General features: G+C 37.3%; 25 protein-coding genes and 1 tRNA gene. 17 read left to right on the forward strand and 9 right to left on the reverse strand.

Translation table 11 applies throughout. The features are described 5' to 3' along the window. Positions 1-11: 11 nt before the first annotated feature. Complete coding sequence (locus FHR29_RS05780; RefSeq protein WP_183913029.1) at positions 12-2,114, reverse strand: HEPN domain-containing protein; 2,103 nt, start codon at positions 2,112-2,114, stop codon at positions 12-14. A gap of 145 nt (positions 2,115-2,259) precedes the next feature. Here FHR29_RS05780 and FHR29_RS05785 point away from each other — a divergent pair, with 145 nt between their 5' ends. The 6 genes from FHR29_RS05785 (at position 2,260) to FHR29_RS05810 (ending at position 7,422) form a co-directional block, all read left to right on the forward strand. Continuing rightward, positions 2,260-3,231, forward strand: coding sequence for a PstS family phosphate ABC transporter substrate-binding protein (locus FHR29_RS05785; protein WP_168126589.1), 972 nt, complete (start codon positions 2,260-2,262; stop codon positions 3,229-3,231). Between the two features lies 1 nt (position 3,232). Next, complete coding sequence (gene pstC, locus FHR29_RS05790; RefSeq protein WP_183913031.1) at positions 3,233-4,129, forward strand: phosphate ABC transporter permease subunit PstC; 897 nt, start codon at positions 3,233-3,235, stop codon at positions 4,127-4,129. Further along, positions 4,122-4,976 carry a PstA family ABC transporter permease gene (locus tag FHR29_RS05795; protein WP_183913033.1) on the forward strand — a complete coding sequence of 285 codons (855 nt, stop codon included), beginning with the start codon at positions 4,122-4,124 and terminating at the stop codon, positions 4,974-4,976. Before pstC ends, FHR29_RS05795 begins: the two co-directional genes overlap by 8 nt. Next, entirely contained in the window at positions 4,931-5,740 is an 810-nt protein-coding gene (locus FHR29_RS05800; RefSeq protein WP_132768206.1) for a phosphate ABC transporter ATP-binding protein, read from the forward strand. The genes FHR29_RS05795 and FHR29_RS05800 overlap by 46 nt, the downstream gene beginning before the upstream one ends. A 73-nt stretch (positions 5,741-5,813) precedes the next feature. Next, positions 5,814-7,049 (forward strand): PQQ-dependent sugar dehydrogenase, encoded by a 1,236-nt coding sequence (locus tag FHR29_RS05805; RefSeq protein ID WP_183913035.1) that lies wholly within the window; start codon positions 5,814-5,816, stop codon positions 7,047-7,049. 82 nt (positions 7,050-7,131) lie between these two features. Next, positions 7,132-7,422, forward strand: a complete 291-nt coding sequence (locus FHR29_RS05810; protein WP_183913037.1) for a hypothetical protein — start codon at positions 7,132-7,134, stop codon at positions 7,420-7,422. Here the strand turns inward: FHR29_RS05810 and FHR29_RS05815 are convergent. The 5 genes from FHR29_RS05815 to FHR29_RS05835 form a co-directional block, all read right to left on the reverse strand. Continuing rightward, a complete protein-coding gene (locus tag FHR29_RS05815; RefSeq protein WP_183913039.1) occupies positions 7,419-7,862 on the reverse strand; it encodes a GNAT family N-acetyltransferase in 444 nt (147 codons plus the stop codon). The genes FHR29_RS05810 and FHR29_RS05815 overlap by 4 nt on opposite strands. Beyond that, positions 7,853-8,233 carry a diacylglycerol kinase family protein gene (locus FHR29_RS05820; RefSeq protein ID WP_183913041.1) on the reverse strand — a complete coding sequence of 127 codons (381 nt, stop codon included), beginning with the start codon at positions 8,231-8,233 and terminating at the stop codon, positions 7,853-7,855. Before FHR29_RS05820 ends, FHR29_RS05815 begins: the two co-directional genes overlap by 10 nt. A 73-nt stretch (positions 8,234-8,306) precedes the next feature. Next, positions 8,307-9,032: a bacillithiol biosynthesis deacetylase BshB1 gene (bshB1, locus tag FHR29_RS05825; RefSeq protein ID WP_168127053.1), complete on the reverse strand. Its 726-nt coding sequence runs from the start codon at positions 9,030-9,032 to the stop codon at positions 8,307-8,309. Positions 9,033-9,099: 67 nt separating this feature from the next. Next, positions 9,100-9,594, reverse strand: coding sequence for a glutathione peroxidase (locus tag FHR29_RS05830; protein WP_021188193.1), 495 nt, complete (start codon positions 9,592-9,594; stop codon positions 9,100-9,102). A 13-nt stretch (positions 9,595-9,607) separates the two neighbouring features. Next, on the reverse strand, positions 9,608-10,246 hold the full coding sequence (locus FHR29_RS05835; RefSeq protein ID WP_183913043.1) for a DUF4294 domain-containing protein: 639 nt from the start codon (positions 10,244-10,246) through the stop codon (positions 9,608-9,610). A gap of 149 nt (positions 10,247-10,395) precedes the next feature. Here FHR29_RS05835 and FHR29_RS05840 point away from each other — a divergent pair, with 149 nt between their 5' ends. The 7 genes from FHR29_RS05840 to FHR29_RS05870 all read left to right on the forward strand — a co-directional run bounded on the left by FHR29_RS05840 (position 10,396) and on the right by FHR29_RS05870 (position 17,623). Continuing rightward, the gene (locus tag FHR29_RS05840) at positions 10,396-12,612 is read left to right on the forward strand and encodes a bifunctional (p)ppGpp synthetase/guanosine-3',5'-bis(diphosphate) 3'-pyrophosphohydrolase (protein WP_132768198.1); all 2,217 of its coding nucleotides are present in this window, start codon (positions 10,396-10,398) and stop codon (positions 12,610-12,612) included. 83 nt (positions 12,613-12,695) lie between these two features. Beyond that, a complete protein-coding gene (locus FHR29_RS05845; RefSeq protein ID WP_021190674.1) occupies positions 12,696-13,184 on the forward strand; it encodes a Fur family transcriptional regulator in 489 nt (162 codons plus the stop codon). Between the two features lie 126 nt (positions 13,185-13,310). Then, the gene (locus tag FHR29_RS05850) at positions 13,311-14,588 is read left to right on the forward strand and encodes an adenylosuccinate synthase (protein ID WP_132768196.1); all 1,278 of its coding nucleotides are present in this window, start codon (positions 13,311-13,313) and stop codon (positions 14,586-14,588) included. A 3-nt stretch (positions 14,589-14,591) separates the two neighbouring features. Next, positions 14,592-15,878 carry an anthranilate synthase component I family protein gene (locus FHR29_RS05855; protein WP_183913045.1) on the forward strand — a complete coding sequence of 429 codons (1,287 nt, stop codon included), beginning with the start codon at positions 14,592-14,594 and terminating at the stop codon, positions 15,876-15,878. A 65-nt stretch (positions 15,879-15,943) separates the two neighbouring features. Continuing rightward, positions 15,944-16,600: a TatD family hydrolase gene (locus tag FHR29_RS05860; protein WP_183913047.1), complete on the forward strand. Its 657-nt coding sequence runs from the start codon at positions 15,944-15,946 to the stop codon at positions 16,598-16,600. Positions 16,601-16,603: 3 nt separating this feature from the next. Next, entirely contained in the window at positions 16,604-17,329 is a 726-nt protein-coding gene (locus tag FHR29_RS05865) for a ThiF family adenylyltransferase (protein WP_132768190.1), read from the forward strand. A gap of 54 nt (positions 17,330-17,383) precedes the next feature. After that, positions 17,384-17,623: a hypothetical protein gene (locus FHR29_RS05870; protein WP_132768188.1), complete on the forward strand. Its 240-nt coding sequence runs from the start codon at positions 17,384-17,386 to the stop codon at positions 17,621-17,623. Between the two features lie 964 nt (positions 17,624-18,587). Here the strand turns inward: FHR29_RS05870 and FHR29_RS05875 are convergent. Continuing rightward, on the reverse strand, positions 18,588-18,914 hold the full coding sequence (locus FHR29_RS05875; RefSeq protein ID WP_021191415.1) for a hypothetical protein: 327 nt from the start codon (positions 18,912-18,914) through the stop codon (positions 18,588-18,590). Positions 18,915-19,090: 176 nt separating this feature from the next. On the opposite strand from FHR29_RS05875, the gene FHR29_RS05880 reads away from it, so the two are divergent. Both FHR29_RS05880 and FHR29_RS05885 read left to right on the forward strand, forming a co-directional pair. Then, positions 19,091-22,210 (forward strand): heavy metal translocating P-type ATPase, encoded by a 3,120-nt coding sequence (locus FHR29_RS05880; RefSeq protein ID WP_183913049.1) that lies wholly within the window; start codon positions 19,091-19,093, stop codon positions 22,208-22,210. An 85-nt stretch (positions 22,211-22,295) separates the two neighbouring features. Then, on the forward strand, positions 22,296-22,595 hold the full coding sequence (locus FHR29_RS05885; RefSeq protein WP_168126584.1) for a hypothetical protein: 300 nt from the start codon (positions 22,296-22,298) through the stop codon (positions 22,593-22,595). Between the two features lie 166 nt (positions 22,596-22,761). On the opposite strand, the gene FHR29_RS05890 is transcribed toward FHR29_RS05885, so the two are convergent. After that, positions 22,762-24,120: a hypothetical protein gene (locus FHR29_RS05890; protein ID WP_183913051.1), complete on the reverse strand. Its 1,359-nt coding sequence runs from the start codon at positions 24,118-24,120 to the stop codon at positions 22,762-22,764. Positions 24,121-24,289: 169 nt separating this feature from the next. Here FHR29_RS05890 and FHR29_RS05895 point away from each other — a divergent pair, with 169 nt between their 5' ends. Both FHR29_RS05895 and FHR29_RS05900 read left to right on the forward strand, forming a co-directional pair. Beyond that, positions 24,290-24,580: a DUF1049 domain-containing protein gene (locus FHR29_RS05895; RefSeq protein ID WP_021192051.1), complete on the forward strand. Its 291-nt coding sequence runs from the start codon at positions 24,290-24,292 to the stop codon at positions 24,578-24,580. Between the two features lie 139 nt (positions 24,581-24,719). Continuing rightward, positions 24,720-24,792, forward strand: a tRNA-Lys gene (locus tag FHR29_RS05900). A gap of 97 nt (positions 24,793-24,889) precedes the next feature. Here the strand turns inward: FHR29_RS05900 and FHR29_RS05905 are convergent. Beyond that, complete coding sequence (locus FHR29_RS05905) at positions 24,890-25,639, reverse strand: LytTR family DNA-binding domain-containing protein (protein WP_260291915.1); 750 nt, start codon at positions 25,637-25,639, stop codon at positions 24,890-24,892.

Here is a 25,639-nt window from a genome sequence, read left to right on the forward strand (position 1 = left end):
TATCCTCCTCATTAATTAACTTTCACCGCATTTCTATACTCATACACAGCGTTAAAGAATGTATTCAAGCTCTCAAGGTAGTTTTCAGCAAACTCTGGAGTAGGCTCATTCTTATTTATTTGCAAAACCAGTTCTGGGAACGTAGTTTCCAATTCAAAAATATGTTGTCCCACAAATTGCGCTTGGAACTCCTGGATCACAGCATGCTGTGAACTCACATTAACACCTTTATCCAATAATAATGCTTTAGCACAACCTATAAAAGTACTGTAGGCATGATAAATAGCATCCGCATACTTTTTCTCCTCAAGAGCAGAAACCGCCCAAGCTCTTTTTTCTTCAGCTTCAAAGATCAAAGTAGCAACAAGGTCAATCATGACACCCGCACATTCACCCACACCGATCGCTGTTTCAAAAGTCTCCTGATGACCCCAATCAATATATTCATCATCAGATAATGTTGTTAGATCAGCAAGAGGTTTCAATAAGGTGTAGAAATAGTTTTTAGTCTGACGGTCATAGTAAGCATGAAAGTTTTCACCTTCCTGAACATTCTTTTTATAATCCGTTAAAACCAGGTCAACCACGTGCAGCACTCTTTTGGTAGGTACTTTGATAATTCTTTCGGCCACACGACCTACACCATCACCAACAGTACCACCACCGATCATGACCTGTGCAGCAGGAACGACTTTACCGTTTGCTTTTACAGAACTTCCATGAAAACCCAGATGCGCCAATCCATGCTGTCCACAAGAGTTCATACAGCCTGAAATTTTGATCTTCAGTTCACGGTTGTAAACAAAATCTGCGTAAAAATCACGAATGTATGACTCAATAACCCGTGCCATCTCTGTACTGTTTGAAATACCCAGATTACATGTATCCGTTCCTGGGCAGGTCGTCACATCAGACGTGCTTTCAAATCCAGGAGAAGCCAACTCAAGCTTCGTCAATAATTTAAAAATATGAGGAAGCGTTTTCTCGGTAGCATACTTAAGCAACAATCCCTGATTCTGAGTGAAACGAACTTCGTCGGCAACCAGACCTTCCAGTCCAGCAACCAAAACTCGTGCTTTTTCAGTTGGAAGATCACCCGTAGATATTTTAGCAAATACACCATAAAAACCTTGCTGCTTTTGCTCAAAAGTATTTGTTGACTTCCAGATCAGGTAATCCGGATCTAAATCCAAAGATAAACTTTCCACGGCATCCGTATCCGGTGGAGTCGGTTGCGTGATCGTATCGCGGTTGATCTGAAAAGATTTTACATTATTAGCAACGCGTTCCTCAGCAATTAATCTTAACACTTCATCAATACCCAATTTTTGGATCAGGTATTTAAAGCGTGCTTTATTTCTATTATTACGCTCGCCATAGCGGTCAAATACACGTAAAGAAGACTCAACAAACGGAATCAACTGATCTTCATGTAAAAATTCATGTACCAAGTGCGCTAGAAAAGGTTGAGAACCCAATCCACCACCTAACAGAACTTTAAAACCACGTTCTTCTTTACCATCAATAAGCTGTATTTTAGGAATAAAGCCAAGATCATGGATATATGAAAAAGCAGTATCATCATCTGATGAAGAAAATGACATCTTAAATTTACGACCCATTTCCGCACAGATCGGGTTTCTTAAACAAAATTCGAAAACGGCCTGCGCATACGGAGAAACATCAAAAGGTTCTTTTGGATCTATTCCGGCTGTAGGTGATGCCGTTACGTTACGCACAGTATTACCACAGGCTTCACGTAAAGTAATATCATCCTCTGCCAATTTGGCCCATAACTCTGGTGTGCGATCTAGACTAACAAAGTGTATCTGAATATCCTGACGGGTCGTGATATGCAGATTACGAATCGCATATTCATCCGATACATCAGATATTTTAATCACTTGTTTGAAAGTTGCTTTTCCAAAAGGTAATTTAATACGCACCATTTGCACTCCAGGTTGACGTTGACCGTAAACCCCTCTTGCAAGGCGCAATGAACGAAATTTTTCATCCGTAATTTTCCCTTCCTGAAAAAGTCTAATTTTCTTTTCTAAATCAATAATCTCTTGCTCAACCACAGGGTTTTCAAGCTCTGTACGGAAACTTTGCATATGCTGAAATTCTATTTATTGGTCTGTATTCTCTTCTATTTGGTTCAAAAGTAGAAAAAAAAACTATATAATCTATAAAATCTATTAAATTAATATATATTTGTCAAAAATATTATTGTAGACCAATCCTATAGAGATAGATAAAATGAAAAAAAACAACCGTAATATACTTATATTAAGCTTATTGTTGTTACTTACGAATAACGCGTGTGCTCCTAAAATAGAGAATGGCTATACAAAAGAAAGAGGATTTGAAGGTAATATTTCCTTATCTGGAGCGTTTGCACTCTATCCTTTAGTAGTCTTATGGAGTGAAGAGTTTAAAAAGGAACATCCACATGTGCGTTTTAATATTTCAGCTGGCGGAGCAGGCAAAGGAATTGCAGATGCATTGACCGGTATGGTCGACATCGGACTTATTTCCCGCGATCTTCATCCACAGGAAATAGCAAAAGGCGCCTTTCCTATCCATGTTGCTAAAGATGCTGTGATCTGTACCATTAATGCTGAAAATCCAAATTATACCTTACTTAAAGAACGTGGTTTGACCCATGCGGAACTCAAAAATATATTTATCAATAAAAAATATAAAACCTGGAACGAGATCGACGCGCGATTTTCAAAAGATCCGGTGATCGTGTACACACGTGCTGATGCCGCCGGTGCCGCCGAAACTTGGGCCAATTTCTTTAAAAGTAAGCAGGAGGATTTAAAAGGCGTGGGAATCTTTGGTGATCCAGGAATTGCACAGGCAATTAAAGACGATAAAAATGCCATAGGATTTAACAACATCAATTACGTCTATGACTTAAAAACAAAAAAAGTAATGGATAAAATTGATGTCTTGCCAATCGATCTAAATGCAGATGGGCAGATCAGTGAAAACGAAGATTTTTATAGTACCATAGATGATTTAACGGATGCTGTCAGTAACAACCATTACCCTAGCCCACCAGCCAGAGATCTTTCGTTTATCACAAAAGGGAAGCCTGATAATTTGCTCGTCAAAGAATTCATTTCATTTGTGCTAAAGAAAAAATCGCAGAGTTATTTATTGGAAAATGGATATGTGCCATTAACAGAGTCGTTAATTAATAAAGAACTGATTAAACTGTAATATGCTAAAAACAAGGTTATTAAAAAATGCAATCGCAAAACAGGTCAGTTTTGTTTTGTTGCTCATTTCACTTTCAGTGGTCATTATAATCGGTATCGGACTGACTTTTAAATCAGTACCCTTATTTGAATCGTTTAACATTCTTGAACTATTGACAAATCATGTGTGGGCACCTATGAAAGGAAGTTTTGGTTTCCTACCTTTTATTATGGGCACACTAAGTGTCACATTGGTTGCGCTATTGATTTCATGCCCACTTTGTATCTTAACCTCTATTTACTTAACAGAGTATGCGTCAGAGACCTTGAAAAATGTCATATTACCGCTTATCAATGTTCTGGCAGCCATTCCTCCTGTGTTATACGGGGTTTGGGGTGTATTATTTATCGTACCTGCAATACAATCTTATATTGCGCCCATTTTTGCGGTTTCTACTTCGGGCTACACTGTTTTAGCTGGAGGAATCGTACTCGCAGTGATGATTTTCCCGATCATGATCAGTATTATGGTCGAGGTTTTAAAAACGGTACCGGCAGAACTTAAAGCAGCATCACTGTCTTTGGGCGCTACCAAATGGGAAACTGCCCAAAAAGTCATACTTAGAAGAGCAAAACCTGGTATAATAGCCGCAATTGTATTGGCGATCTCCAGAGCATTCGGCGAAACAATTGCAGTTTTGATGGTCTGCGGTAATGTTCCTAAAATACCGACATCCATATTTGATGCTGGTTATCCTATTCCCGCACTCATTGCAAACAATTTTGGGGAAATGATGTCAATACCATTATACGATTCGGCACTGATGTTTTCAGCCTTACTCCTTTTTGTTATTATTTTCGGATTCAATCTCATTTCACGCATCATATTAAACAGATTGGAGGGCAAGCATAATGGATAATCTTAAAACAAGACTTTTTAAAGAGAAAGTTGCAAAAGGTTTTATGCATCTTTCCGGAATGTTGGTCACCGGTTCACTTTTTTTTATAATCGGCACCATCCTATATAAAGGGTTGCCTTATCTATCTTGGGAAATGGTGAGTCAATTACCAAAGGGTGGCTTTTACATGGGTAAAGAAGGTGGTATTTTAAATGCAATATTAGGATCCCTATACCTTGCAGGTGTAGCAACTACATTGGCAACCTTAATCGGTGTGCCGATCGCCTTATACTTAAATATATACATCAAAACATCATCGAGACTAGCGCAATACTCGAAATTAATGTTTGATATCCTGTACGGAATTCCTTCTATCGTATATGGAGCTGTAGGATTTACCATCATGGTTTATTTTGGCATCCGCGCATCCCTTTTAGGTGGAATTATCACCATTACACTGCTAACAATACCAATTGTGGTGCGAACTGTCGATGAAATCATCAAAACAGTTCCCACAGACTTAAAACATGTTACTTTATCTTTAGGTGCGACCAAATGGGAAGTCGCAAAAGTTTTTATTTTACACATTAAACAAGGAATATTTACCGCAATCTTACTTGCATTTGGAAGATCTATCGGAGATGTTGCCGGAGTTTTGTTAACAACAGGATTTAGCGACAATTTACCCCGTTATATTGACGAACCCGCCGCAACATTGCCATTAGCGATCTTCTTCCAGTTGAGCAGTCCTATTCCAGAAGTTCAAGGCCGTGCTTACGCATCAGCACTTATCTTAACTTTTATTATTCTAATTATTGTCATATGCACGCACATCCTATCATCGAAACAGAACAAACACAAATTGTAAGACCGGCTATTCAACCGCATATTCAGATACAGGATTTGAATATTCATATTGACGGTCATCATATTTTGAAAAACATCAATCTGTCGTTGCCTAATAACAGCATTACCTCGATCATTGGTCCCTCTGGTTGTGGGAAAACGACATTACTGAAAACCTTAAACCGGCTTATTGATGATACGAAAGGAGTTCAGGTGTCAGGCTCTGTATTTGTCAATGGTGAAGATATATATGCCCCAAATGCCGAAGTAACACATATTCGAAAAAAAATGGGCTTACTTTCTCAAAAACCATTTCCATTGCCGATGTCGATATATGACAATGTCGCTTATGGCCCTCGCATCCATGGGACAAGAGGAAAAAAGGAATTAAATGAGATCGTAGAAACACAGTTGAAGAATGTCGGACTTTGGGAAGAGGTGAAAGATCGGCTGGATCAATCCGCTACGCGACTTTCCATTGGGCAGCAGCAGCGTCTATGCCTGGCACGTGGGCTTGCCGTCAAGCCTGAGATTATATTAGGCGATGAATCAACCTCTGCATTAGATCCAATATCGACGCAGACGATCGAAAATCTACTTATTGAACTCAAGAAAGATTATACCATTGTGTTGGTTACGCATATTCTGAGACAGGCACGCCGTGTTTCTGATTATATCATTTTTGTTTATGGCGGCGAAATTCTTGAATTTGGAAAAACAGAAGAAGTACTGTTAAATCCCAAACATGAAATTACACGTCAGTATGTAAAAGGCTTTATTTCATGATAAAACGCTTTGCATGTAATTTTTAAATAAATTATTTATATTTTTATATGATATGAAACAATTCAATTTGTCTATGAAAAGTAAATTATCCACAATCCTGATTAGTTCTTTCGCATTATATTCTTGTTCTAACGGTACTACAGGTGCTGAAACGAACAATAATACAGTAGATAGTATATATCCTCCTGTAGAAACGAATGAGGCAAATACAAAATATAAACCTGCCTTTGAAGGCCAGACCCGTATCGCTGCTGTAAAAACGACTACACCATTTGAAGGAGTTGTACTCAATACAACATTGAAGTCTCCTTGGGGAATTGCTTCTTTGCCGGATGGACGTTTACTCATTACCGAAAAAGAAGGAACCTTTAGAATAGCAACTGCTGACGGTAAAGTTTCTGAACCGATAACAGGTCTACCTAAAGTGGATACAGATGGTCAAGGTGGTTTATTGGGACTAACGATAGATCCTAATTTTGAAACAAACCGAATGATCTATTTTGTTTTTTCTGAGCCAAGTGCTGAAGGAAACCTAACAGCTGTCGGTAAAGGAAAATTAGCCGCAGATGAGAAGACAGTTGAAAATGTCGCAGTTATTTACCGCGCTACACCAAAGTACAAAGGTAAACTACATTATGGTGGGCGTATCCTATTTGATAAATCAGGCAATTTAATTGTAAGTACGGGTGAACGTTCAGATTTAGCCACCAGACCTCAGGCACAAGATCTAAAATCAGGATTAGGCAAGATTGTTAGAATAACAACAGATGGCGCTCCAGCAGCGGGTAATCCGTTTGCAGGGAAAGCAGATGTAAGACCAGAAATTTACAGTTATGGACATAGAAATGTTCAAGGATTGGCACTTCATCCTGAAACGGGTGATTTATGGGAGACAGAATTTGGTCCTCGCGGTGGAGATGAACTAAACCGTATCGAGCCTGGCAAAAACTACGGCTGGCCAATCATTACTTACGGTTTAGAATACAGTGGTGAAAAAATTGGAGAACCTATCCAACAAAAAGAAGGATTAGAGCAACCGGTTTATTACTGGGATCCCGTATTATCACCTAGCGGTATTACATTCTATAAAGGAGATGCCATTCCTGAATGGAAAAACAATCTATTCATCAGTGGACTAAGCAGTACGCATATTGCCCGTCTAGTTATTAAAGATAATAAAGTCGTAGGCGAAGAAAGGTTATTAGCAAAAGAAGGACAACGCTTCAGAGATATCACACAAGGTAAAGATGGAGCGCTTTATGCCATTACAGATTTAGGACGTCTTTACAAAATTGACAAAAAGAAATAACAATTTCGATTGTAAAAAACAGCTAAAGGTAACCAGAAAGGTTACCTTTTTTTATGTATGTGTATTAATAAAAAAAGATTGTATGACAAAACACGTTCTAATCAGAATAGTCGCATTGATCATTCTTTTATTTATGGCCATTCCCATCGGTTTGTCCCAGTTAGATCCAAATAGACGTTGCGGTACAGCCGATAGCTTAGCTATAATTTTTTATATGGGAATCTTTTTGCTGCTATGGATTATCTATTTAATAGTAGAATCTGTTTTCTTATACCGTAAAAACCAAATTCCAAAATTCAGATTCAATATCATTGCCGCTCTAATTATCCCTCTTTTTATATTGATCTCTTTTTTATTTAATTTACTTGATTAAGAGAGCAATTCCATACTGTATAAGTCAAAATCTTTCGCCCAATAATCTTTTACAATCTGGTTTAAAACAAAGCCATTTTTCTGATAAAATAGATAAGTACGTTGCGAAGTACGGACAATGATGCGGTCGATCGTTTTCAGCTCTTTTAAAATTGCTATACGGTGTTCCAGCAACTTTTTGCCATATCCCTTACCCTGTTCTGCAGGAAGGACCATATCCCAACAGATTACAGCCCTATGCTCTTCCGGCTCAACGGTAATGCCACTGCATGCCACCACTCTATTGTCTACTTCAAGAACAAAAAACTGCTGCATCTCAAAATCCAGATAATACTTCAAATCCTCTTTTTCATCCTGAGCAAAGTAAGCTGGAATATTTTCTTGCATAATATTGAGTACGACATCCCGATCCCGTAGCTCGTAAGCCCTAATTAAAACCATATCGCCATTATTTTTGGAACAAAAATGAACATTGCTATAACCACAGAAACGATCGCTGCTGTTAATACTGCGGCAGCTGCTAGATCTTTCGCTTTTTTTACAAAATCATTCTTTTCCTGACAAACCAGATCCGCAAGATTTTCAATAGCGGAATTAATTATTTCAAGCGCAAAAACAGCACCAATACAGAGTAAGATGATCATCCATTCAATCGCAGCGATATCAAAGTAAATTCCAGCAACAATGGTCACAATAGTTGCCGCTACATGAATACGCGCATTATGTTCTTCTATCAACAGTATTTTGAAACCATTGAATGCATATGCAAAACTTTTTATTCGATCCAGTAGCGAGAATTGTTGATTTTTCATGTAATATATGCTGTAAAAGCAAAAGCCGTTTCTTAATATAATAAAGAAACGGCTTTTATTTGATTATTTTAAATTAAATCAGATGAAATATATCATCAACACCTAATATTTTCTTTGCCGTAAACCCTTCAGCATATTTTACCTGTATCGATCTACCAAATTCTCGCGCCCTTGCAGCTGTAGATTCCATAAAATCGGGATTAGAAATATAGGTCTGGGGTTCGTCGAGATTCGTTTCTTCGCCTGTATAAAACTGTGTTTTATACGCTAATATTGATTTTTCCTTAATCGTATAATAATCCGTGATATCCAGTACAATATCAGGTTTAATATAATAATCCTGAATCATCTGCAGCACCAATCTAGGACGGTGAGCTTCTTGTAAAATTCCGTCTGCTATCGTTTCTATTTTCCTTAGACCTGCCAAAAAGCATGCTTCATTCACCATGTGACCTGCTCTGCCATGATCAGGATGGCGGTCAGTAATGGCATTTGTGATTATAATTTCTGGTTGATATTTACGGATCGCCTGAATGACAGCAAGCTTATCTTCTTCACTATTATTGAAAAAACCATCACGTAGCGCTAAGTTATCTCTTACCGTTAAGCCCAATATTGCTGCTGCATCGTTTGCTTCACGATCTCTGGTTTCAGCAGTACCGCGAGTACCAAGTTCCCCTCTCGTAAGATCTACAATACCTACTTTTTTACCCGCAGCAACATATTTTGCTATTGTACCTCCGGCCCCTAATTCTGCATCATCCGGATGCACAGTAATTACTAATAAATCAAGTTTTATCATGCGAGTCTATTTTCAATGTTTAACCAACTAAATATAGACAAAAGTAGTAAACATTTCGTTCTTTCTACCCTTCAGATAATAATTGCTCAACACGTTTTTTGATTCTAGACGCCGTTGGTGAGGTTGTTGAGTAAAAATAGTCTACTACCTCTCCATTTTTATTGATCAAATATTTGTGAAAATTCCATAGTGGTTTACTCGAAACATGTCCATTTTCCTCCTTTTGAGCAAGATAACGATACAAGGGCGAGGCATATTCGCCAATCACATGCGTACGTTTAAAAACAGAAAAATGAACTTGTTGGTTAATTTTACAAAAAGTCTCTAACGTATAACCAGTTAGTGGTTCCTGTTTTCCAAAATTATTAGATGGGAAAGCAAGAATTTCAAAACCATCATTTTTATAGGTCTGGTAAAGTTTTTCTAAGGATTTAAATTGGCTCGTAAACAGGCACTGGCTGGCCGTATTTACAATGAGCAATACTTTTCCCTTATAGTCAGCTAATGATTTTTCTTGACCATTGAACTGTAGGGCTTTAAAATCATAAACTGTCTTCATAAATTAATAATTTTTAAAAATACTGTGGATCTCTCCTCGTTTTTTGAAATTCTCTAATGATATTTTCTATTTCAAAATCTTCTCTCGGATCGTAAGTACTTTTTAGGTTATGTCCAAATATTTTAGCTACCCCTTGGTATAAAAAAGCAGATAACCCACCTTTCATCTGTTTCACCATTTCATAGCTCGAATGTCCTGTCTGTCGGTCTATAAGTTTAATGAGAATTTTCCCCTGTGTAATACTCATATTTTTAATTTCCCGATTAAACATCGACTTCACTTCATTCTCACATGTTTCGATCAGCTTTTTCTGTTCTTTTTTATCAGAAACCAATGCAAGTTCCCGGTCTAACTGATCATATCTTTTTTGAGCAAAAATAGCATAAGGCAATACCCTTAACACATTTCGTCTTAGCCTTAGGTACTGTTTTTTAGCATCTTCCGAAGTCCATATTCTTGGTTTTGATATTTTGACCTCTGGAATTAAGAACCAAGGAAGCCTCTCGCCACTCTCTAATGTGGTCATATTATACTCTTCAATTACTTGTTGCTGCCCCTCCCCGTAGAGCGGTACTGTCAGTGCTTGAGACATCCCAAAAAAAGGGATAAAAGCAAGTAAAGATAGTATCCAGCGTAAGTTTATTCTGATCATTACAATTTAAAAATTGTCTTTTTTTGTCAATAGTATTAAAAAATTATTACATTTAATAAAAATAAATCGGGTTTACTATTTATTCCTTTAAATTAACAATAACTAATTTAAGAAATGTATTTTTAAAATCATAATGCAACTGCAAGTTTATGAAAGATTATGTGATTGATATAGAAGCAGAAAATAAAGAAATACGTAAAAGATACCGAGCATTACTACGCGCATGTAAACCAACGATGCAACGAGGTGACAAGCAGATGATCAGAAAAGCATTTGATCTCGCATTAGAAAGTCACAAAGAAATGCGTCGAAAATCTGGCGAACCTTATATTTTCCACCCGATTGCCGTAGCTCAGATTGCTGCAGAAGAAATTGGTTTAGGTACAACTTCAATAGTTTGTGCCCTCTTACACGATGTGGTTGAAGATACCAATATTACACTCGATGAGATCGAGCAGATGTTTGGTAAAAAAGTGCGTCGTATTATTGATGGACTGACAAAAATTTCAGGAATTTTTGATCCGAACAGTTCCATGCAGGCAGAAAATTTCCGTAAGATGTTATTAACATTGGCAGATGATGTCCGTGTTATTTTGATCAAACTAGCGGATCGCCTGCATAACATGCGTACCATGGAATTTATGGCACGTGATAAGCAATTGAAAATTGCTTCAGAAACCAGTTATTTATATGCGCCATTGGCCCATAGACTGGGTTTATATGCGATCAAGTCTGAATTGGAAGACTTATCCATGAAGTTCACAGATCCCGACACCTACAAGTTCATCGCTCGAAAACTTAACGAAAAAAAGGCGGAAAGAGAGAAATTTATCTCCGACTTTATTCAGCCTGTGCAAGAAATATTACAGGAACAAGGTATAACGGCGCAAATTTTCGGCAGACCCAAATCCATTCATTCTATCTGGACCAAGATGCGTAAAAAATCGATTCCTTTCGAAGAGGTTTACGATTTATTTGCGATCCGTATTGTCATCGATACCGATGATGAGCGTGAAAAAACAGAGTGTTGGAAAGTGTATTCTATTGTAACCGACCTGTACCGACCAAACCCCGACCGTCTAAGAGACTGGGTATCATCACCTAAAGGTAATGGGTATGAATCCCTGCATACCACGGTTATGGGACCTCGTGGTCAATGGGTTGAAGTTCAGATCAGAACCAGCCGCATGAATGAAATTGCGGAGAAAGGTTTTGCGGCACACTGGAAATATAAAGAATCCAATTCGGACAGTGGATTAGACCAGTGGATCAAAAAAATTAGAGATGTACTGAGCAATCCGGAACAGAATGCACTGGACTTTGTGGACGACTTTAAAATGAATTTGTTCTCCGATGAGATCTTTATTTTCACGCCAAAAGGAGCCCTTATTCAACTGCCACATGAAGCCACTGCATTAGATTTTGCCTTTGAAATCCACTCGGATATCGGAGCAACCTGTATCGGTGCAAAAGTTAACCATAAATTGGTGCCTTTAAGTCATGTTTTGCAAAATGGTGATCAAGTAGAGATCATAACATCGAGCAAACAGACACCAAAAGAAGACTGGTTGAATTTTGTCGTGACAGCAAAAGCAAAATCCAAAATCCGTTCTTCACTGAAAGAAGAAAGACGTCGTGTGGCGGAAGATGGTAAAGAAATTCTGGAGCGTAAGCTGAAAACGTTAAAGATTACCTATAACACTGATAATATTAATAAAATTGCGAATTTCCTTAAATTTCCAAGTTCGCAGGATCTGTTTTATAATGTAGCCAAAGGACTCGTTGATATTAAACAATTGCGCGAATTTGTGGCGCACGAAAAAAACAACGATGCGACACTGAGTACGCAAAACACCCAATTTAATACACATATTGGTGGTTTAGTAGAGAAGTTCAGTAAAAAAGATCAGGATACCCTCTTGTTAGGCGATGATTTGCAGAAAATCGATTACACCCTTGCTCCTTGTTGTAACCCAATACCTGGAGATGATGTATTTGGATTTTTAACTGTAAACGACGGTATAAAAATACACCGTACCAGCTGTCCAAATGCATCCAAATTAATGGCGAACTACGGTTACCGCATTATGAAGGCTAAATGGACATCCCAAACAGATGTATCTTTTTTGACTGGATTACGTATTGTCGGTATCGATGATGTTGGTTTGGTCAATAAGATCACCACCGTCATATCTCAGGAGTTTAAAGTTAATATCCGCTCCTTAAGTATTACCAGTAACGAAGGAATCTTTGAAGGGCATATTATGGTCTTTGTAAATGATACAGAACAATTGGAAAATCTCATGAAAACGCTTAAACAAGTGCGCGGCATTACCACTGTTTCACGATATGAATCTGAGAGTTAAACATCAGCTGAATATCACATTTTTTTAATACTACAATAATTGAATCAAAATTGGTAAATTTGTAAAGAATCTTATTGATTAATATGAACGCAGCTGAAAATTACGCAACAGTAAAAAAGATCTTTGAAGCTTACTTAGAAAATAAAAATCTAAGAAAAACTCCAGAGCGTTATGCTATTTTAGAAGAAATTTATTCCCGTACAGATCACTTTGATGTAGAATCATTGTACATCCATATGAAGAATAAAAAATACCGAGTTAGCCGTGCCACTGTATACAACACGTTAGAATTGTTGGTATCCTGTGACTTAGTTACTAAACATCAATTTGGGCGCAATATGGCTCAATTTGAAAAATCCTATGGCTTTAAACAACACGATCACGTCATTTGTATTGAATGTAATATCGTGGTGGAATTTTGTGACCCACGTATCAACCAGATTCAAAGCTTAATGGGTGATTTATTAAAATTCGATATCAAACATCACTCGTTAAATCTGTATGGTGTTTGTAATGATTGCCAACAAAAAATCGCTGCCTCAAAAGCAAAAGAAGAGGTTATTTCAAATTAATCTCAGGATTGGCGAAATATAATAGTACATTTGTTCAGAAAATGATTTGCTCATTTTTCTGAACATTTTGTTTTTAGATAATTCAAAAAATTAACATAAATTCTTAATCACAATACTTTAAAAGCTATGCAAGTTGATGTGCTTTTGGGCTTACAATGGGGAGACGAAGGTAAAGGTAAAATCGTTGATGTATTTTGTCCACAATACGATTTAATTGCTCGTTTCCAAGGCGGCCCTAACGCCGGACACACATTGGAGTTTGATAACAAAAAATTCGTTTTAAACACGATCCCTTCGGGTATCTTCAATGAAGGAACTCTTAACCTAATCGGAAATGGTGTTGTTATCGACCCGATTATCTTAAAGAGAGAACTAGACAATTTAAAAACTGCTGGATTTGATCCAGTAGGTAAAGGAAATTTAGTGTTAGCTCGTAAAGCGCATTTAATCCTTCCTACTCACCAGTTACTAGATGCTGCTTCAGAATCTAAAATGGGTGACGGTAAAATTGGTTCTACCTTAAAAGGTATTGGTCCTACCTATATGGATAAAACAGGTCGTAATGGCCTACGTGTGGGTGATACTACATTGCCAGATTTCAAAGAGCGTTACGAAAAATTGAGAGAAAAACACCTTTCTATTTTATCACACTACGGTGAAATCCCTGATTTCTCTGAAAAAGAAGAAGCTTTCTTAGCTGCTATCGAATTCATTAAAACTATTCCACATGTTGATTCAGAACATTTAGTGAATCAATATTTAAAGGATGGTAAAAAAGTATTAGCAGAAGGTGCTCAAGGTACTTTGTTAGATGTTGACTTTGGTTCTTATCCATTCGTTACATCTTCAAACACAACTACAGCGGGCGCATGTACAGGTTTAGGTATTGCTCCAAATAAAATTGGTGCAGTATATGGTATCTTCAAAGCTTATGCTACTCGCGTAGGTGGAGGTCCATTCCCGACTGAATTACATGATGAAGTAGGTGAAAACTTACGTAAATTAGGTCATGAATTTGGAGCAACAACAGGTCGCGCACGTCGTACAGGTTGGATTGATATTCCTGCTTTAAAATATGCCATCATGTTAAACGGTGTTACTGAATTGATCATGATGAAAGCTGATGTGTTGGATACTTTCGAAAAAATCAAAGTTTGTACACACTACAAACATGAAGGAAAAGTAATCGATTACATGCCATATGAGATTATCACGAACGAGGCTGAGCCTATTCTTGAAGAAATCGACGGCTGGAATCAAGATCTGACTGGTATCACGCAACAAAGTGAAATCCCTGCAGCATTACAAAATTACATTACGTATCTAGAAAAAGCATTAGAAGTGCCTATCACGTTCCTATCTGTTGGTCCAGATCGTAAACAAACATTAAAATTGACTAAATAGTTAATGCGGGTCGAAGACAATTTTGTTATAGATTCAACGAATAATTTTCATCAAAAAGCGCTGCAATGGGCAGCGCAATTTGATGAAGTAGCTTATCTCCATTCCAATGGACATAGCGATCAGTGGAGTGCATTTGACTGCTTAATTGCAGTAAAAGCAACTTCCTCTTATACCTCGACTTCCGGTAATACACTTCAGGATGTTCAAAAATTTATAGACACATATCCAGATACTTATATTCCTGGTTTTTTTTCGTACGATCTGAAAAATGAAATCGAAGAACTGGAAACACATCATGATGATCCTTTAGGATTTCCATTAGCCTATTTCTTTGTTCCTGCGGTTACGATCAAAACAATTGGAAATACCGTTTGGATAACAGCTGAAAATCCTGCTCAAATCTATCAAACCATTTCAGATTTTACATGGCAGACCGGTTCTGTGGGTTTTGATGGCCAGATACAGACCAGATGGTCTAAGGCTGAATACATGCTTGCATTTAATAAAATGCAAGATCATATCCAAAGAGGCGATATTTACGAAGTCAACCTCTGCCAGGAGTTTTATGCTGACCAGGTCAACTTAAATCCCGTAGCGGCATTTGAAAAATTGAACAGCATCTCCCCTACGCCGTTTGCGGCATTTTTTAAATTCAACAAGAATTACATCCTTTCCGCATCTCCAGAAAGATTTCTGGCGAAAAGGAATCAACAGCTCATTTCCCAACCTATAAAAGGAACTGCAAAACGAGGAAAAACTGCTGAAGAAGATCAAAAGATCGTCCAAGGCATGTTAAACTCTACAAAAGAAATTGCTGAAAATGTGATGATTGTAGATTTAGTTCGCAATGATCTCACGAAAAGCGCAGTACCAAAATCTGTCAAAGCAGATCGTCTATTCGAAATTCAGACATTTAAACTCGTTCATCAGATGATTTCGACCATTACCTGTGAAATCGATGAAAAAGTAGCGGATGTTGAAGTTATTAAAAATACCTTCCCTGCTGGTTCAATGACCGGTGCTCCTAAAATTGCTGCCATGCAGATCTGTGATCAAGTTGAAGCAACAAGACGCTCGTTATATGCAGGATCCATCGGTTATTTCGGTCCTGAAGGTGATTTTGATTTCAATGTTGTGATCCGGACCATTTTATACAATGCACAAAGTAAATATCTGTCTTTTCAGACAGGCGGTGCTATTACCGTTCAGGCAAATGCTGAAGACGAATATCAAGAATGCTTGTTAAAAGCAAATGGTATGTTGCAAGTTCTTGATACACATATTCAATAAATATCTATATCTTTAGTAGATAAAATTCTCAAACATCATTTTTTTTCTGAAATTTGCGCCTGATTATGACACAGATATACATTGATATCCATACCCATCAGCATCACTCGTCAGAGACTGAACGCTTTGACGTATTTAATCTTATACTGAATGCTGATCCAGATGATCATTATTTATCGCCAGTAACCGCGGGGTTACACCCATGGCACATCAGTGAAAGTGACCCTTTTAAAGGCATATCGATCCTGCAAGAATTGCTTCGTGATCATGAAATTCTAGCTGTCGGGGAATGTGGTATGGATAAAGTAATATCTGTGCCCCTAAATGTGCAGCAAGACGTTTTTCAAAAACAAGTTAGCTTAGCAAAAGAATACGGTAAGCCATTGATCATTCATTGCGTCCGTGCTTTTGACGAAGTACAGCAAGTTTTAAAAAGTGAAAATTTCACAGGTCACATCATTTTTCATGGATTTAATAAGAATCAAAAACTTGCTGAGCAATTGCTTAAAAAAGGATATTACCTTTCGTTTGGTTCATCAATTCTCACGGGAAAGTTAGATGAAACGCTTGTAGCGACTCCTCTTGAACAGCTTTTTTTGGAAACGGATGATGCGCATGCCGATATCAGAGAATTGTACGCTTATGCAGCACAATTGAAAAAGATATCGATAAATGAATTAAAAGAAAACATAATAAGAAACTATCAACTTGTATTTGAGTAAAATATGAAAGACTTAACTTGGCTATCGCGTACAGAGGCATTAGTGGGGCGTGAAGCTTTAGAAAAATTGGCAAATTCTCATGTCATGGTTTTGGGATTGGGAGGCGTAGGATCGTTTGCAGCGGAATTTATCTGTCGTGGCGGTGTTGGCAAAATGACCATCATTGATGGCGACACTGTAGATCCTTCTAATAGAAACAGACAGCTACCAGCATTGGCAACCAACCATGGTCAATCTAAAGCACAGATTATGCGCGATCGGTTGTTATCTATAAATCCTGAACTGGATTTGACTATTGTTGAAGATTTCGTTCTTCCTGAAAAGATTTCCGATCTATTGGATCTTAATCCTGACTATGCAGTGGAAGCAATTGATAGTATCACGCCAAAATTATTTTTTATCCGTCAGGCTCTAGAGCGTAAAGTTCGTTTTGTGAGTTCTATGGGAGCTGGAGGAAAAATGGATCCTACAAAAATAGAAATTGCAGATATCGGAGAAACCTATAATTGTAAACTTGCTCATCATATCCGTAAAAAGTTATATAAACATGGGATAAGAAGTGGTTTTAAAGCAGTATTTTCTACAGAATTGCCAGATAAAGCATCCCTGTTGTATACCGATGGCAGTAACTATAAGAAATCTGCATACGGAACGATGTCTTATCTGCCAGCTGCATTCGGAGGAGCAATCGCTTCCGTTGCATTAAGAGATTTAATCGCTAAAAATTAATGATATTCTCGTCAATATATCGCATTATATTGACGAGAATATGTAGTTTTGGCTATGGAAAAACTTATAAAATTAGTTGAAAAGAATAAGCTTGCTAATCAACCGGTTGATGAATTTTCAATGGTTATCGATGATAAGCAGGTGGTACACGGTGCAATTTTTGTTATAAAAATTGAAAAGAAAACCTTTAAACTTTTCATTCCAGAACCGCACTACAAAACCATTATTGAGGGAGAAACAAAACCTTTGATCAAAACGATCCTCAAACATCCTGAGGTTATGCTATTTATGTAATTTTCTAACAATCCTATTATTTTCAAAGGCATTTAAACATTACTTTTTTCTGCAATAAGATTCTGAGGCATATATCCTTGAAATTACTGTTGCAATCTATTGATCAATATATCTATAGAACAGCACATTCTGAAAATTAACCACTTTATATTGAAGCTAATTTTAAGCGATTTAAAGAGTTCTGTTAGACCAATCTAGCAAAGACTTGTCCTGATGGATTAAATTGCTTAAATCTCTTGTTTTCAACTAATCTGATCTATTGTAAAGACATAGTGATGGCGATCTGTTGTATGTTATTAATAATAGATTAGGAATGATCGACTTTTTTTTGAGAGATGTTCGGGATTTCTTTGAGATTGCGAGCAGACTGGTTCGTATTTTGTTCGCCATTTATTCGACTCGTTTTCGTCTTATGGTCGAAGCCGAGTCGAAGAACAGTCGAAGCGCACCCGAATCAATCCCGAAGTTGTTCCCTATCATTATCGAGCCGTTGTGCAAGCATTCTCGAGAAGACTAAGGACTTTTACGGACTTCCATGGACTTTCACGGACTTCTTTGGACTTTTAGCTTATACATTCTTCGTAATAAAGCATAAAATTTATACATCACTAAAAAAAAGATCAAGTTATCTACGGCAAGAACTTTTCTCCGCAAATTCGAGTTTTATTTGACTGCCCTTCGGGTCTGCTTCGCCCCTTCCTCGGGTAGTTTATACTAATCCTCTACTATGCCTATACTCCGCCTCTACTGTTTATGTAGAGGAAAGGTAGACAAACAGTATACAAACAGTAGAGGCACAATAGACAATTCCCGAAGCCTTTCCGAAGAAAGGGCGAATAAGTTACGAACCATTACCTAACGATACCGGAAGAAATTTCGCATTCTATTACCCTTATAAATGGTGGCTGCAGTGCAATAATTTACGGTTAAAAACCGAATTAGCATTGACTGTCATGTCATACCGCTATATCAGATTAAACACAAGTAATATAGAAGCAGCAAACAGAACAAATAAGCCTGTTAAGAAGATGATATCGGCAATATTTTCCAGTCTTTTAACTTCCCTTAGATCACCTCTTTTCATCGCAATAAAGGAAATAATACAGCTGGACATAAATATGAAAATAGCAATAGCGGCACATTCATCAATTAAACTTCCCTCTGTGAGTTTCATCGTTTTTATTGTCGTTAAGACCAGAAAACAAATTCCCAGTAAATTGGCTGAAGTATTTAAAATATGAGAAGTCCGCCCCGAGCTGTCTCTTTTATCTCTGTTATGATTTGAATCCATGGTCTATTTTCATTTACAAACAAAGTAATAATTTCTTTGTTCTTTTACTGATAGCTAAATATCCATTTAAAGGATATTTCTTGCTTAATTAAAATCTTATAATTTAAACCTCAAATGTTACAGCATTAATTTTTGTCTAAAGAGGGATATTTGTATAGGTTAATTTAAAGCAGATTATGAATCAAAAATATCAAATATCCGGCATGACTTGCAATGGATGTCGCACAAATGTCGAAGATAAGCTAAATGAGATACCAGGTGTAAAAGCTACTGTTACATTAGCTCCACCTGAAGTCATTATTGATAGTGAAAATCGTGTTGATGTAAATGAATGCAATAAAGCACTTTCAGAAATTGGTGATTACCACATTGTGCAAAACAATAGTCATCACAACGGAAAGAACTCCGTCTATCATAAAGCGGATGATCAATCGAAAAAAAGTGCAGTAGCTGTTTCAGGCAAATACATTTGCCCCATGTTCTGTGAGGGTCAGGATAAAACGTACGATTTACCGGGCTCCTGTCCTGTCTGTGGTATGCATTTAGTCCCCGCAGAATCATTATCGGAAAATAAACATACACAGGATGAAAGTGCAAACGCCTCTTGCTGTTCATCAAAAAATAACGGAGAACAGATAAACCAAACGGTGGACAAGTCATCAGGTAAATACATCTGTCCTATGTTTTGTGAAGGTCATGATAAAACGTACGATCAAAAAGGCTCCTGCCCCATATGTGGGATGCATTTAGTACCTGTTGAGTCATTATCGGAAAATAAACACACACAGGATGAAAGTGCGAACGCCTCTTGCTGTTCATCAAAAAATAAAGATGAACAGATAGTCCAAAATGCAGGCGCACCATCAGGTAAATATATCTGTCCTATGTTTTGTGAAGGTCATGATAAAACTTACGACCAAAAAGGTTCCTGCCCTGTTTGTGGTATGTTTCTCGTTCCAGTTGAATCTTTAGCTGATAAAGCAGATAAGCATCACCATGATACTAAATCCACAGACTTTTCTTCGCATGAAAAAGTGGGCACTCCAAAGGTCACGGCCAGTTCAGCGGGTAAATATTATTGTCCTATGATGTGTGAGGGCGAGAAACTGTATGATAAACCAGGATCCTGTCCAGTCTGTGGTATGAACTTAGAGAAAATGCCAGAAAAGAAAGCAGCTTTAACTTACAGCTGTCCGATGCATCCAGAAGTTCAAAGTGACAAACCGGGTTCTTGTCCCATCTGTGGTATGGATTTAGTAGCAAATGCCGACACAGAGGAAGATGATCACACATATCAAACACTGAAAAAGAAATTTTGGGTAGCGCTGTTATTCACCGTTCCCTTATTTATATTATCAATGGGTGAAATGATTCCTGGCAACCCAATCGGGCAAGTCATCACACCAAAGATGTCAGGCTGGATCCAGTTATTTTTAACCATTCCAGTTGTTTTTTATGCCACTTGGATGTTTTTTGAGCGTGCTTGGACTTCTTTCAAAACTTGGAACTTAAATATGTTCAGCTTGATAGGTCTAGGTGCCGGAGCAGGATTTTTATACAGCGTAGTGGCTTTATTCTTTCCATCCCTATTTCCGGATGCATTATTAGGTCATCATGGTCAGGTTGCACTATATTTTGAGTCTGTTGCCGTTATCTTAACGCTAGTACTATTGGGACAACTAATGGAAGCGAAAGCACATTCAAGAACGAATTCAGCTATTAAAGAACTTATAAAACTTTCTCCTGCAGAAGCTAATCTAGTTGAAAATGGAGTGGAAAAGAAAATTTCGGTCGCAGACATCCAGTTAGAACAAATTTTACGCGTTAAACCAGGAGAAAAGATTCCTGTAGACGGAGAAATAACTTCTGGACATAGCTCGATTGACGAATCCATGCTAACGGGGGAACCGGTTCCTGTCGATAAAAATGAAGGTGATAAAGTGAGTGCTGGAACGATTAACGGTAATCAGTCATTCTTAATGAAAGCCAACCGTGTCGGTGATGATACACTATTGGCACAAATTATTGAAATGGTCAATAGTGCAAGTCGAAGTAAAGCACCAATACAGAAGTTAACCGATCGTGTATCCCGCATATTCGTTCCTATAGTAATTGCCATCGCTATTTTAACATTTGTCGTCTGGATGATCTATGGAGTAGAATCTAAACTGGCCTTTGCCTTAGCCAATGCTTTGGCGGTTCTTATCGTAGCCTGTCCATGTGCTCTGGGGCTTGCAACACCGATGTCGGTCATGGTCGGAATCGGTAAAGGTGCAAAAAATGGTATCTTGATAAAGAATGCGGAAGCGCTCGAAAAGCTAGATAAAGTGAATGTACTGGTGACAGATAAAACCGGAACCATAACCGAAGGAAGGCCGAGTTTGGAAGAGGTATTCAGTACCTCAGACAGTACGGTTGATGAATTGTTGATCTTGGCAGCTTCAGTGAATGCCAATAGCTCCCACCCTTTATCCGAAGCGGTAGTGAAGAAAGCAAAGGAGTCAAAACTAACATTAAAAGAGACAGATCGCTTTGATACCATAAACGGTAAAGGTGTTATTGGTTATATTGCCAATGATAAAGTGCTTCTTGGAAATGAATCGTTGTTATTGGACGATGGTATTGCGATCAGCGAAAGCGTTAAAGAACAAGTTGCTGTAGAACAGGAAAAAGGCCGTACAGTATCTTACTTAGCTAAAGGAACAACACTGTTAGGTTATCTCGTTATTGCCGATAAAATAAAAGATACGGCAAAACAGGCTATCCATTACCTGATGGATCATGGTGTTGATGTGATTATGTTAACAGGTGACAATGCCAAAACAGCTAAAGCTGTAGCGGATGAACTGGGTATTAAACACTTTAAAGCACAAGCGCTACCAGAAGATAAGTTGATGGAGATTAAAAAGCTGCAACAGGAAAATAAAGTAGTCGCAATGACTGGTGACGGTATCAATGATGCTCCAGCATTAGCACAGGCAGATATAGGTATTGCAATGGGTACAGGTACTGATGTGGCTATCGAGAGTGCTGAAGTAACCTTATTGAAAGGCGACTTAATGGGTGTTGCCAAAGCTAAAATACTGAGTCATAAATTAGTGCGCAATATTAAACAGAACCTACTCTTTGCCTTCCTTTATAATGTTTTAGGCATTCCGATTGCAGCAGGTATTTTATACCCTACTTTTGGTATCTTGTTATCGCCAATGCTTGCTGCCGCAGCAATGAGCCTCAGCTCAGTATCCGTTATCCTCAATTCATTACGATTGAATGCGGTCAATATCGATGCGAAATAAATTTTAATAAAAACATATAGCTGTCCATCACAGCTGAAAAAAATAGCCTCTTTTTTAAGAGGCTATTTTTCTAAATTAAATGATCATGTACGAAGAACCTCATAGTAACTATAAAAAAGTATTGGCCTATCTGTTAGCTACGCTACTGATCTTCGCTTTACTGAGTTGGCTTTCTTATCACAATGGTATGGCCTATGATGGTTTAACTACAATAGGATTTCCGTTAACGTACTACAGTGAAGGTGCAGGACAAAGTCTGCTTACAGGTCAAATGCAGCATTTCAGTAACTATTCCTTAATGGCGTTTGCCATAGATCTGGCTTTCTCCTTGCTCACTTACGCAGCAGTTCGCTTCCTATTTAAGAAATTAAAAAAAAGATTATAAATAGTAGCATTTAAGTTCTATCGGATCTTTTTTGGTACATTATGAAGAGGTTCAAAATTTCCGGATAAATTTCTGTTGATACTATAGTCTCTGCTTTAATCCCCATTCAGAATTTCCATTTTTTTAATCCGCTAAGAGCATTATCATCGTCAAATTTTGACAAAAACTAATTATACAGAGCTATTAGTGTACCACATGAAGTCCATATGCTACATAAAAGTCCAAATATTAGGCAGTATAACAGGATATCCATTTCCTTCCGTAATTTGATCCAAAATACAACAACAAACATAAGCGGGCACACAACTATAGAAATAAATAAAAATGATGCTAATATCACAAAAATATCTTCATTGAAATCCATGAGCAAAATTCTTATTCCAATGTAGGATAGCCAGACAAATATTGGCGATATAAGACATATTAACCATTTCCAAACTAATTTTAGTTTAAGTTCTTGAGGAAATGTATTACGGTAATTCTTGATTAAAAATCGGATCATGAAAATGATAATCAAAATCATAATACTGATCTGAACATATGTATTTCGGATAGTATCTGCTCTGGTATTAATATGAGTCTTAGCAACCAATTTACCATGATCAAACTGCTTGACACTTGTCCGTTCTCCATTTACAAATGTTTGTACGACGACGTTATCGCTATCGCCGGAAGTAAATGTCCAAGTTGAGTCTTCTACCCCCATTTTGTAAAATCCTTCAATGATTAATTTATCATTTACTTTTCTACTAAATTTACCATCGAGGCGACCCCCATTAAATCTTAAAAAATCCTCACCCTCCGCTGTATTAATAATCAGAATAGTTATTTTTCCGTAAGGAATTACAGTGGTGCTATCTGCTAGCCTAGCCACAACATTTTTATCTAGATCTTCAAGTGAATGATTCTTGTTATAATCATCGTTTCTAATGGGCCGATTAATATACCAATGATTGACCTTAACGACAAGTAGAGAATCCTTCGGATAAAATTCAAATTCATCATATAAATTTAAATCGGGAACTGTAGCTGATTTTAAGAGAACATATTGTGGCTGATCAAAAGATTGGATATACCTTTGCTGACTGGTTGCGCAGAAAGCGAAAATTGTAATACCTGCGACAATCAAAGTACTTAATCTTGCTATTAAGGAATCAGCAATCAACACGATAGAATCGTTTTTTATGTGAAACCAACCTACAAACAGCATCGGCAACGCAATAAGATCGCTTAGGTCGACCGTTCGTTGGATGTTAAATAAGCTATTTAGCAGTTCTATAAGTCCTGAGGCAAGTTCACTTTTCCAAAAGACAAACAATATTCCGGTAAAGATAAAGATCCATAATTTATGACGGGGAAAGATCGTTGACCAAAAAATAGGAAAAATAAATAACCCACAGAAATCAGAAAGTTTTCCGGTAAACGCATTGTGGAAAGTTGCTTTCATATAAAAATCATTGGCGATCAATAGTATGAGGCAGAAGATAAAAAGCGGTGACAATAACTTTTTTAGACGGTCATACATGCTTATAGAAGTTTATTTATATATTAATACAAGTTAATTAATTTAGTAACCGTGTGCAATATTCATTCTAGTCTTCAGATCGTTATCAAAGCGAATAATAGATCCTGCACCTTTAAGAATATAAAGTATCAATGACAATGATTATTTTTGGTAAATAAAAACGCGAAAAATGAATTTCAAAACGATCATACTTTTAATTTTAGTCGTCATAATTACGATTTTTTTTATGCAGAACACTGCTCCGGTAGAATTTTGGTTTTTTGGTAAGCATATCTTCGCATTATCATCAATTATAGCAATCACTCTTTTTATCGGAATCATCATTGGGGGTATTTTGTTGAGACCTAAGAAAAGAAAGACAGAAGTGATTCAAGTAAATCCAGCTAATCCATCAGAAATTGAACAATCTTCAGTTCCAAATTCAACTTTAAGTAATGAAGATCGGGATTATATTTCTTAATTTTAAAAATTAATTCCCTATAAATGAAAGGACAAGAAAGGACTTTGTAATTAAATAGTCGTTTTATTTGCACTGTATGCTAGTTTTTTCTACCTTTGCATCACTCCAAACAACGAAGGAAACTTCAAAAAAAGAGTAAGATTCCGTAGCTCAGCTGGTAGAGCAATACACTTTTAATGTATGGGTCCTGGGTTCGAATCCCAGCGGGATCACAGAGAAAAGCCAATCGCAAGATTGGCTTTTCTTGTTTAAAAATATTAGGATTCAAACATCAGCATTGAGATGGGTCCGGGGATAGCTATTTAACACTTAAAGCTGCTGCAAGGCTTGTTTCACAATGTCCTTGTTAGGTTTAGAAATGGGTATTTTTTCTCCAGATATTAAGAGTAAAATACCACCATCTTCTTTTAGCCAACTTTTTACATATTTCGGGTTTACTAAATGGCTTTGGTGAGTTCTTAAGAAACCTTTAGGGCACAATAAATCTGCATATTCCTTCAGTGATTTTGAAATCATTATTTTTTCTTCACTAGAAAGGAAGAAATGGGTGTATGTATTATCGGCTTCGCAACGTATAATTTCTGATAAAGCAATGTACCTTATTTCGCTTTGCATGGGTAAGGCAATTTTACTTATGGTCGGTTCTGGCTTTTTAAGCTGTTGCAATAAAAAATCGAGTTGTGAGGTTTGTATTTGCCTTGTAAATTTGTGCTCGGCCTTTTTTACCGCATTCATTAACTCTTCAATATCAATCGGTTTTAAAAGATAATCCAAGGCAGCGAATTTTACAGCTTTTATCCCGTATTGGTCGTAAGCAGTAACAAAAACAACATCGAAATTACGCGTTGGAAGTAGTTTTAGCACATCAAAGCCTGTCTTATCGCCCATTTGAATATCCAAAAACACTAAGTCTGGCACATATTTTTCAATAACATCAACTGCATCACCTACACTTTGCGCTGTTGCGATTATAGTTATCTGCGGACAATGCTTTTCTAGCAAAATCCGCAGGTTTTCTAAGTTAGAAATTTCGTCATCTATTAAAACTGCTCTCATCAT

This window comes from Sphingobacterium sp. JUb56 (assembly GCF_014191365.1).
Taxonomy (GTDB): Bacteria; Bacteroidota; Bacteroidia; order Sphingobacteriales; family Sphingobacteriaceae; genus Sphingobacterium; species Sphingobacterium anhuiense.